Raw genomic sequence first — 7,550 nt, 5'->3', positions numbered from 1 at the left:
TCTGACCACCGACGAGCATCGACCTCGGATATGTCCCCACCCATGAACAGCCCAACGAGCGAACCCAACAGTAGTCACGGTAAGCACCGTTGCAGCACTAGGGCCGGTGTGTGGTCGTGAGCAGTCTTCGGGTCCTGTCCTCCTGGGGTGCGGAACCCGGTACGACTGAAGGATGGACAATGGCACAACATGGGCAAGGACGCCCCGACCCGATGGGAGCCGTAGCGTGAATGACGACCAGTCCGCCGCAATCGCCGCCATGGCGAGCATCGGAGAAGTGCTGTCGTGCATCGGGCCCACCTGCGGGGACACTGTCGACTGGAGTGCGGCGGAGAGGGTCTACGGAACGTCATTCCCAGCTGACTACCGGGCCTTCGTCGCAGCCTTCGGCAGCGGTTCGATCGAGGAAATGGTCGGCGTTCACATCCCCGCCGTCACTTCGAACGAGCTGCAGGTAATCACGGTCTCAAGGCTCTCGGAGGCAGCGCTCGCGGACTACGCGGCGAACCAGTGGGCTCCCGCCGACAGGGGCCAGCATCGGCTGGAGGACCTGCTCATATGGGGTGGGACAGCCGCGGCCGACACGCTGTGCTGGATCACGACGGATCCGGACCCGGACCGATGGCCGGTCGCGGTGTACTCGCGCGTTAACCTCGAATGGTCGGTGTACCCGTGCGGTATGGCCGAGTTCCTGCTCAAGCTGCTGCGCGACGAGTGGCAGCAGTGGCCGATCAGCGACAGCTCGCTCCAGGGCATGGCGGACCCGCGCTTCCTGCACGACAAAGACGAGGCGGCGGAATGGGAGTCGGGCAACAACCCCTGGGAGTAGCTATTCCGTTCGGTGACATCACCCTCGGGGTGGGATGTCGAACAAGGCCAGGCCTGTTGGAGCGGTGGCCCCGGTCCGTACCTGCCGATCGCCAGATACGGACCAATGAACCGTGCTGCCAGCGAGGCGTCGAAGTGGCTGCTCAGGGCCTTCTTTCGGTCTGTTCTGCGGCAGACTCGGAAGCGGCATTGGCGTAACGGAGGCTGGCCCTGGCCCTGGCGCTGAGTGCGAAGACGTGGGCGAGATGCAGGGGGTCGGCTCCGGTGGCGGCGGCCTCTTCGAGGATGCGGTCCTGTCGGAGCCGGTCCAGGCCGACGGGCAGCCGTTTGACGAGGCGGTCGAGCCAGAAGGTGCCGACGGCGGTTGTGGTGGTTCGGCCGGCACCGCCGCGGCTCGACACCGGGCACGAAGGTCCGCCAGGCGGCTGCGGATTCCGGGCCAGCTCGAAGTCGTGCTCCGCGGCCAGGCGCTCGATGATCCGTGGGACCGTGTGCTTCTGCTTCGCGGGCGCGTCCAGGTCTTCGCGCAGCATCGCGTCGATGACGCCCTTCACCGGCTCCAGCACGCTCTTGCGCGGCGGCGGCGACTTGCGTTTCGGCGGCACCGGCGACTCCAACGCCTTCTTCACCGTGTTCCGCGACACCTTGAACCGCGCGGCGAGCTCCCGTCCCGACAGCCCCTGCTCGCGGTGAGCCTGGCGGATCCTCTCGAACAGCCACTCACGTGACCTGGGCACCAGCGGTCTCCCTGACCTGGACCGTGATCAACAGGCACGGCGTGACGGCCGAACGGCCCAAGCCACCGCGATTACTCCGAAAGCGGCATGTTCCACACCATCACACCTACTGGCTCCCGAACTCACCGAAGAACCAGCGGCTCCCCAACAGACCGAATCCGTGGCTCTACTTCACCCCGATGAAATCAGCTCAAGCGGCAGGTAGAAGAGCGACCGCCGGGTAGTTCCGCCTGCTTCGGGCCGCAACAGTCGCACGGTCCCATGAGATGATCACGCCACCGAAGAAGGACACCGCTCAACCTGACAACACCGTTGGCACCCATGGTTGGCGCGGTACGGGCGCTCACGGGCCCGTCCGGACCCGCGTACCCGGACGACATCCCCGCGCACCTGCCCGGAGCCGCTCACCAACTTCTGGCCCGCATCCCGCCCCCGTCCACCTGCCTCTGACGGCATGAGGGCCCTCGCGCCGCAGCAGCGCGTCGCAGCTGACTTCACGGTGCTTCTGACGTGCTGCCGAAAGGTCTGACGAGGTTCTCTATCCGACCAGGCGCCGCCAGGCCAGGGGCGTGATGATGAGGGCCCGGCCGGGGTCGAGGTCTCACTCGACGGGGAGGTCTACCGCTTCGAGGGCGGCTACGACCTCGTGGCCGATGGTCGCGGTGGTCTCGGACGAGCCGTCGAAGCCGCCGTAGAGCAGCATCAGCCCCTGGCCCGCTGGTGTGTCAGCTCGGGTCGACATACGGAGCGGGCACCTTCCTCGTGCGCTGGGTCGGGAGTGGCAGTGCGGCCGGACCGGGCGGGTACCAGGTGTAGACGGAGGGGTCGAAGGAATGGAGCGCGCGACGCAGGCGGCGGGTGGACCACGGCCAGCAGAAGGTGTTCAGACCTGGCGGGGTGAAGTAGTAGCCGGTCGGATCGGTGGCGTAGACGGTCGTGGTGAGGGCTGCCTGCAGGGCCGTGTTGTGCGCGTCCTGGACTTCCTGGCGGACGTCCATCGCTGCCTGTCCGCTGCGGCGCAGATGGGTGAGGGCGGCCGTCACATACCGGAGTTGCGCTTCGAGGATGGTGGGCACGGCGGTGGTGCCGCTGAGCAGGTTCGGTCCTAGGAGCAGGAAGAGATTGGGGTGGCCGCTGACGGTGGTGCCCAGATAGGCATGGCGCCCCGCGCGCCAGGCGTCCGCCAGGCTCTGGCCGCGCGGGCCATAGAGCTTTGGGGCGATTGCCAGTTCACCGATGTGGAAGCCGGTGGCCAGGATGAGGACGTCCGCCGCCGCCCTCCGCCCATCGTCGCCGACGATCTCGTCGCCCTCGATATGCGACGCCCTGGTGGGGTGCAGGCGCACGTGCGGCCGAGCGACGGCCTTGTAGTAGGTGTCCGAGGTGAGCAGGCGTCGTGCGCCGAGGCGGTTGCCAGGGGCGAGGGACCTGCGCAGGTCGGGATCGGGCACCGAGCGGCGCAGGTGCAGGCGCGCTGCGGCTTCGAGTGGCGGCAGCAGGTGCGGATGGCGTAGGGCCAGGCCGATGGTCTCCTGCGCCGCCAGCTGCGCGGCGCGCGCGAAGCGCCGGGCAGCGGGGCTGCGTTGGAGCAGGCGGCGTACGGTTTCGGGCAGGGATACGTCCGGTTTGGGTAGCACCCACGGGGCGGTGCTCTGGAAGATGTCGACGCTCGCCGCGTGGCGTTGAAGGTCCGGTAGGAACTGCACGGTGGAGGCAGCGTTACCGACGACGGCCACACGGCGGCCGGCCAGCTGGACGTCGTGGTCCCATCGGGCGGAGTGGAAGATGTCACCGGGAAAGGCCGTGAGTCCGGGCAGGTCGGGGTGGCGGGGCCGGTTCCAGGAGCCGGTAGCGACGATGACTGCCCGGGCGGCGTACGTCCCCGCCGAGGTCTCCAGCAGCCAGCGTCCCTTCGTGGCGTCCCAATGGCCGCCTCTGACTTCGGTCTTGTAGCGGATCAGATGGTCGATGCCGTGTCTAGCCGCGGTGCTCCGGAGGTAGGCGAGGATCTCCGGCTGGGTGGCGAAGGTGCGCGTCCAGGGCCCGGGCGCGAAGGAGTACTCGTACAGCAACGACGGCACGTCGCAGCCGCATCCGGGGTAGGTGTTGTCGCGCCAGGTGCCGCCGAGCCGGTCGGTGCTTTCCAGGACGACGACGTCGTCGAGGCCGGCCCGGAGGACGGTGACGGCGGCAGCCACTCCCGACAGGCCGGCGCCGATGACCACCGTCTCCACCTCCTGTGGACCGTCCAGCGCCGCTACGTCACCCATCGCCAGTCTCCCCGTCCCATGCTCGCGACCGCTACAGAAGTACCAACGAGTGGCACGGCACAGAGGTACGTTTTCGCTCACGCATGGGTGCGCCCTGGGAAAGGCCCCGGGCACGAGGGCTTGAGCCAGTGGTCCAGTTCCAAGAAGCGGCCGCCGCCGGTGAGGAACCCTTCCACGACCTTGTGGTCGAAGGTGCTCATGCGGCGGCTGCCAAGGGTAGGCAGGAGGTGGTTCGTGAGGGTGGCCGCGGATGAGACGTGTGCTTGCCATGCTGGCTGACCCCCGGGTCTTGCTGACCTTTTGCTGACCCCGGATGATGGATCGCGCCCCTGGGCTGCGCGGAGACGCCGACCGCGTGATAACGAGCAGAACTACGCCCGACTGCTGAAGGCCAAGAAGACCTGGGACGAGAAGAACGTCTTCCACCGCGCCCAGTCGGTCACCCTGCCGTCCTGACCGCACACGCAGAGCCATGCCGGCCATCCGGTCAGCAGAGGAGATGCAGGTGAAAGGCGCCGGAGTAAAGGAGGGGCGGCGTTCTCGGGTCCGCGCACCTTCGGGCGGGTCTACCCGGCGCGCTGCTCCAGTTGCGTCCGCAGGAGGCGGTTCTCCTCCTCCAATGCGGCCAGCCGGTCCTGCAACTGGTCGAGGTGGGGCCGGAGTTCGGCCTCGGAGAAGCGCGGGGTGATGTGCTGGGGGCAGTTCCAGTTGTAGCCCTCGACGTGGATGGTCATCAGGCGTTCGACCCGCCCCCCGGTCCGGGTGGCGAGCAGGCGCCGGTCGAGCTCCGGATTCGTCTCCAGGTCCTGCACCGAAGCCCGGCCGAAGAGCTTCAGCCGGGCCTGGCGGGCGTAGTCCATGAAGAACAGCGCCACCCGGCCGTCCGCGCGGATGTTGCCGGTGCTGATGTACTGGCGGTTGCCGCGCACCTCGGCGAAGGCGATCGTCCGCTCGTCGACGACCTGGGCGAAGCCGGGCGGGCCGCCGCGGAACTGGACGTACGGCCACCCGGTCTCGCTGACGCTGGCCAGGTAGAACCCGTCGCGGGACTGGATGAAGTCGGTCTCGGCGTCCGTCAGCTCCTCGGGCTCGTCGCCGTGCGCGAGCTGGCGGATGGCCGACAACTCGCTTCCCTGTTCCTTCTGGACCAGGCGCACCTCGTCGGTGTACGCCAGGTGGGCGTAGCGGCCCATGCTGTGCTCCTTCTCGCCGGTGGGGCGGTTGGGTGGACGCGATGGCGCGGCGGTGCGGTGGCGGTCCGGATCACCGGGCCCGCCGGGTCAGCCGGTCGGGACGGCCGGTGGGGCGGTCGCCGGGGCGGCCGTGAGGATCGAGGTCAGGAGTCCGGGGAAACGGGCTTCGAGGTCGTCCCGGCGCAGCCGGCTGAGCCGCATGTTGCCGACCAGCCTGGTCGCCACGACACCGGCCTCGCGCAGGGTGCGCAGGTGGTGCGAGACGGTCGAGCGCTTGACCGGGAGGTCCAGCGACGTGCACGACTCCTCGGCGGAGGCGTCGAGCGCCCGGAGGATCTGCAGGCGCACCGGATCGGCCAGCGCCTGGAGCACGGTGCCGATGTCCACCGCCGCCAGGTCGGGCTGTGGCAGCCAGGTCTCCTCGATCGCGTTCATCCGCTCCACCCTGCTCGTCGGTGCGGCCGTGCACCGGTGCCGACGATACCCATCCGCCCGGGCCGCTCGGCAGGAGGCTCTCCGTGCTTCGATAGTAGTCGTCTTGTCCGATGGACATCGACCTTTCTGGCGTCTTTCGGCCGCCGCGGGGGAGTCGCACCGTGACCGACCCCGCCGCGTGGTCGTCGGCCGTCGAAGGCTTCAACGGAACTTCTCCGACGGGCATTTGGCCGGAACCCGACGGTCGGCCGGGCTGTCGGCACCAGTGGGGGAGTCCCCGACCGTTACGATGCCGGTCGTAACAGACGCCGATCATCGAACCAGGAGTCGCACCGTGACCGACCCCGCCGACGCGTCCCTGGCGGCCCCCTGGGGACCCGCCGCGACGCTCCTGGCCCTCGGTACCTTCGCCGTGGGCACCGACGCCTTCGTCATCGCGGGCCTGCTCCCCGACATCGCCGGCTCACTGCACGTCGATGTCGCCGCGGCGGGCCAGCTGGTCAGTGTCTTCGCCCTCGCCTACGCGGTGCTCTCCCCGGTTCTGGCGGCGCTGACCGGCACCTGGTCACGGCGTACCGTGCTGGTCACGGCGCTGCTGGTGTTCGGGGTGGGCAACGTGGTGACGGCGGTCGCCCCCGGCTACGGGCTGGTGCTGGCCTCGCGGGTGATCGCGGCGGCCGGTGCGGCGATGTTCACTCCGAACGCGGGCGCCACGGCGGCGGCGCTCGCCGGTGAGCGCCACCGCGGCCGGGCGATCGCCATCGTGACCGTGGGCCTGACCGCCTCGCTCGCCCTCGGCGCGCCGCTGGGCACCGCCCTCGGCGACGCGATCGGCTGGCGGGCGACGATGTGGTTCGTCACCGCCCTGGCCGTCCCGGTCGCCGCCGTGATCGCGTTGCGACTGCCCGAGATCAGGCTCGGCACCGCGGCCGGGCTGCGCCGGCGCCTGTCCCCGCTCACCGATCGGCGGGTGGCCGGCGTGCTCGCCTGCACCCTGCTGGCCTTCGTCGGCGTCTACCTCCCCTACACGTACATCAGCTCCGTCTTCGCGCCGGCCGTCGGGGGACACGGTGCGCGGGTGTCGCTGCTGCTGCTGGTCTTCGGGGTGGCCGGCACCGCCGGGAACCTGATGGCCGGGCACCTCGCCGACCGGTACGGGCCGCGCAAGGTGGTGATCACCGCGACCCTGGGGCTCGCGGCCGTCTTCCTGGCGATGCTGGAAGCCCGGGGCTCGTTCGCGGCCGCGCTGGTGTCGGTGGCGTTCTGCGGGGTGGCCTCCTGGTCGCTGACCGCGCCGCAGCAGCAGCGGATCATCGCGCTCGCCCCGGCGGGCTCCGAGTCCCTCGTCGTCTCGCTCAACGCGGCCGTGCTGTACCTGGCGGTCTCGCTGTCCAGCGCCCTCGGGGCGGTCGGCCTGAAGGCGTTCGGCTCCGCCGGGCACCTGCTCCCGGTCGCGGCGGCCTTCGCCGTGTCGGCGGCCGGCCTCGCCTGGATCTCGGGCCGGGCGGACGGCCGCACGGCGCCCGCCGAGCCGCCTGCCGCACCGGTGTCCTCGGCCGCGGAGTGAGGCCGCCGGGCAGCGGCCGCCGCTGCCGCCGCTGCCGCCGCTGACGACAGTGCCGACAGTGCCGACAGGGCCGACAGTGCCGACAGGGCCGACCGGCGGAGCCACCTCGACGGCGCCGAATCGGCCTCCTTTGCGACCTCGTCACCGAAGAAGTACGCGGGCTTGACGCCGAAGAAGGCCGTGCAGGCCTCCGGGTGGTGCAGGGGCGGACTTCGCGGGGCCGTTCCGCGGATAGGCGATGTGCGCCGTCGAGATATCTCTGTCATAGAGGTGAATGGCCTTCGCCACCGCTTCGTTGCGGTACGGACCGCGATCCCGGGGGCGGGCGGTCGCGAAAGAGGTGGTCGAGGCGCCTCCCGGGTGCGTCCGGGCAGGATGGTGCGTGTTCCTTCGTGGCCTTCCAATCCTCACCAGCAGTCCCACGGAGAACACGTCGCACACGGACTCTGATTGGTTGACATGAAAGTGGCGCAAGGTAAGCTGACGTCCTGGCAACTGCTGTCGCCGCGAACCGTGTTGC

9 protein-coding genes are annotated in these 7,550 nt (G+C 69.8%); 3 read left to right on the top strand and 6 right to left on the bottom strand.

Features of this window, described 5'->3' with window-relative positions:
- Positions 1-226: 226 nt before the first annotated feature.
- Complete coding sequence (locus ACFWA9_RS15005; RefSeq protein ID WP_380387189.1) at positions 227-829, top strand: hypothetical protein; 603 nt, start codon at positions 227-229, stop codon at positions 827-829.
- A gap of 142 nt (positions 830-971) precedes the next feature.
- Here ACFWA9_RS15005 and ACFWA9_RS15000 read toward each other — a convergent pair whose 3' ends face one another.
- The 4 genes from ACFWA9_RS15000 to ACFWA9_RS14985 form a co-directional block, all read right to left on the bottom strand.
- Entirely contained in the window at positions 972-1,565 is a 594-nt protein-coding gene (locus ACFWA9_RS15000) for a hypothetical protein (protein ID WP_380387186.1), read from the bottom strand.
- A 601-nt stretch (positions 1,566-2,166) separates the two neighbouring features.
- Positions 2,167-2,307, bottom strand: coding sequence for a DUF6891 domain-containing protein (locus ACFWA9_RS14995; protein WP_380387183.1), 141 nt, complete (start codon positions 2,305-2,307; stop codon positions 2,167-2,169).
- A complete protein-coding gene (locus ACFWA9_RS14990) occupies positions 2,291-3,835 on the bottom strand; it encodes a flavin-containing monooxygenase (RefSeq protein WP_380387180.1) in 1,545 nt (514 codons plus the stop codon). Before ACFWA9_RS14990 ends, ACFWA9_RS14995 begins: the two co-directional genes overlap by 17 nt.
- A gap of 77 nt (positions 3,836-3,912) precedes the next feature.
- Positions 3,913-4,035, bottom strand: a complete 123-nt coding sequence (locus ACFWA9_RS14985; RefSeq protein ID WP_380387177.1) for a hypothetical protein — start codon at positions 4,033-4,035, stop codon at positions 3,913-3,915.
- Between the two features lie 100 nt (positions 4,036-4,135).
- On the opposite strand from ACFWA9_RS14985, the gene ACFWA9_RS14980 reads away from it, so the two are divergent.
- Positions 4,136-4,291 carry a BBE domain-containing protein gene (locus tag ACFWA9_RS14980; RefSeq protein ID WP_380387175.1) on the top strand — a complete coding sequence of 52 codons (156 nt, stop codon included), beginning with the start codon at positions 4,136-4,138 and terminating at the stop codon, positions 4,289-4,291.
- Positions 4,292-4,401: 110 nt separating this feature from the next.
- Here the strand turns inward: ACFWA9_RS14980 and ACFWA9_RS14975 are convergent, their stop codons facing one another.
- Positions 4,402-5,028, bottom strand: a complete 627-nt coding sequence (locus tag ACFWA9_RS14975) for a pyridoxamine 5'-phosphate oxidase family protein (RefSeq protein ID WP_352294090.1) — start codon at positions 5,026-5,028, stop codon at positions 4,402-4,404.
- A gap of 87 nt (positions 5,029-5,115) precedes the next feature.
- Entirely contained in the window at positions 5,116-5,463 is a 348-nt protein-coding gene (locus tag ACFWA9_RS14970) for an ArsR/SmtB family transcription factor (protein WP_380387171.1), read from the bottom strand.
- A 334-nt stretch (positions 5,464-5,797) separates the two neighbouring features.
- Here ACFWA9_RS14970 and ACFWA9_RS14965 point away from each other — a divergent pair, with 334 nt between their 5' ends.
- Positions 5,798-7,030, top strand: a complete 1,233-nt coding sequence (locus ACFWA9_RS14965; RefSeq protein WP_380387169.1) for an MFS transporter — start codon at positions 5,798-5,800, stop codon at positions 7,028-7,030.
- Positions 7,031-7,550: the final 520 nt, after the last annotated feature.

Origin of the sequence: Kitasatospora sp. NPDC059973 (genome assembly GCF_042737525.1) — a bacterium.
In the GTDB taxonomy this organism is placed as follows: domain Bacteria; phylum Actinomycetota; class Actinomycetes; order Streptomycetales; family Streptomycetaceae; genus Kitasatospora.
Note: the sequence above shows the minus strand (reverse complement) of the source record. Positions and strands in the feature narration are given on the sequence as shown.